Source organism: Candidatus Darwinibacter acetoxidans, assembly GCF_041936445.1.
GTDB lineage: Bacteria > Bacillota > Limnochordia > Darwinibacteriales > Darwinibacteriaceae > DTU010.
The window spans coordinates 1-2,279 of the sequence record NZ_JBHGXH010000042.1 but is presented as its reverse complement, the minus strand read 5'-3'; the positions used below and the strand labels follow the sequence as shown (position 1 = coordinate 2,279).

General features: G+C 55.1%; 3 protein-coding genes. All 3 read left to right on the top strand.

Going from position 1 to position 2,279, the window contains the following annotated elements; translation table 11 throughout:
* A partial coding sequence (locus ACE4YL_RS01390) for a phage tail family protein (protein WP_461369070.1) occupies window positions 1–1,388 on the top strand: 1,388 nt, incomplete at its 5' end.
* Window positions 1,388–1,735: a hypothetical protein gene (locus ACE4YL_RS01385; protein ID WP_461369069.1), complete on the top strand. Its 348-nt coding sequence runs from the start codon at window positions 1,388–1,390 to the stop codon at window positions 1,733–1,735. The genes ACE4YL_RS01390 and ACE4YL_RS01385, both read left to right, overlap by 1 nt.
* Window positions 1,736–1,746: 11 nt before the next feature.
* The coding region (locus tag ACE4YL_RS01380) for a HAMP domain-containing protein (RefSeq protein WP_461369068.1) at window positions 1,747–2,279 on the top strand (533 nt) is incomplete at its 3' end.

The window sequence follows — 2,279 nt, the reverse complement described above, 5'->3', positions numbered from 1 at the left end:
CTACTACTGTATGGGATGGGCTTGTCACAGCCATCAGTAGCGCATGGGATAGCATCAGCAAGGCCTCTAACGCTGTTTGGACTACAATTAAAGAATCGCTATCGGGGCTTTGGGATGGAATTGCAGCTGTAGCCGCAACCGCTTGGGACGGCATTAAGTCCACGATCGGCTCCACCTGGGACAACATCGAGAAGACATCACAGAAACTATGGGATGGTCTATCGGGATGGCTCGATAGCTCTTGGAACGGCATCCGCAAGAGCGCTAAGGCGATTTGGGACAAGATCCCGAAGCCCATCACGGATGCAGTGAGCGCATCAGTCAAGTCTGTAACGGGCTTTGCAAAGGATGTCATTAAGTGGGTCGATGACATGGGGACGAAGGCGCTTAAGGCAGTCCAGGACATGGCTAACGGAATTGTGCAATGGATTCGAGACTTACCAAAGAGGACGATGGATGCGGTTAAATCGTGGACCACGGGCGTCATTGACTCGGTTAGGAACATGTATCAGACCATCGTTGGAGGCTCCATCATCCCCGATATGGTTACGGAGTCTGTCAATTGGTTTGACCTCCTGAAAAATCAAGGGATTGCCATCGTCGATGAGATGGGCCGGGGCGTTGTGAGCGGGGTTACGAGCTTTACTGACTCTGCTCTCGGCAAGATGGGCAGTTTCGGCGAAGCATTTCAATCCATCGCACAGCAGATTAGCACCGGAATGCAGAGCGTATTCGGCCAGGCGTTCGATGGGATCATCTCCGGCTCCATGACCATGGGCGAAGCGTTTCAGTTTGTCCTAACCGGCATGGGGGATGTTCTCAAGCAGGTATTGGTCCAGCAGCTTTCGCAAGCCGCATCAAACGCGCTCTCCACGCTCGGATCGTGGATTATTAGCGTACTCTCAAAGGTCGCAACGGCGATTAGTGCAGTCATCACCCAGGCATACACTACGCTCGTGGCATTTTACGCGTGGAGTGGTCCCGCTGCGCCTGTATTAGCTGCAGGGACAATAGCAGCTGCCATCGCAGGCCTCGGCGCACTTGCAGCCAAGGCAGTCGGCGCATTTAAGGGTGTAACCGGACTCGCCACAGGTGGTATTGTGACCGGGCCCACGTTGGCAATGATGGGCGAGGGCGGCAGGCGCGAGGCCGTTATTCCGCTTGAGCGAGATAACGTCATCGCGCAGTCAGTAGGCGCAGCAGTATATGAGGCTATGGTGATGGCGCAGCGCGTTGGCCAGGCCACAGGGCCACAGACAGGCGACGACAGAGAGGTCGTGCTGAGGATTGATGGCACCACGCTTGCTCGACTGCTCCTTCCGGCCATGATCCGTGAGGGCCAGAGGCAGGGGTTTGATGTAGCGATCCAGCCTCGGGGGGTGTCGTAGTGATAAAGATTGCAGGAGTCAAAGTTGCTAGTCCGGCCGATGTAAAAATCGGCCGTTTTGATTTAACGAAGTCGAATAGGACCGCATCAGGCAAGATGACCATGGAAATCATCCGCGCAGGAGTCCGGCGGGTAGATGTGTCGTGGAGCTACCTGCCAGACGATCAGTTGAAGCAGATCCTGGATGTCCTAGCAGCGAATAAACCGTTCTTCTCGTTCCGCTATCTCGATGCAGGCGGATATAAGACGATGACTGCCTACGCAGGCGATATCATCACTGGACTTTGGCATGAAATAAACGGGATCCGCTATTGGAAAGAGGTTCAAATAGCATTCATTGAGCAGTAGGGGGTGAGGCCATGTATCAAGTATCGCAAGAGTTTATGGACACAATGCGGGCGCAGAAGAGACAGGTGCTTGCGCGGGTAATCATCGACTACACAGATCCGCTCATCGACCAGTCTATTGAGGTGACGACCAGCGAGCAGGCGCGGATCTCATGGCCTGCACAAACAGCAGACGGCCTCACACGGGCTCCATACATGTGGGCCTCGCTCGACGGCTCATGGACACTCGACCAGTTTCGACGGCCCATGCCCGATACAGAGGAGCTTGCCGACCTCCATCAAGTGGGCTGGTGGGGTGAGCAGCTTGCGGGCATAGACGGCGCATTCGCCGAGCCATATCCGACGCTGACAGTATCACATATTCCCAGGCCGATCCACTCGCTGAAGGTGGTTGCCGATGCTATGCAGGGAGATTATCCTGTTGATTTTGCGATCCGGCTCAAGGACGAACTCGGGACGATACTCCACGAAGAGATTGTCACAGCCAATACCGAGATAGCTTGGTCGAAGATGCTTGATGCTCCCGTCCTGGACGTGGCCTCTCA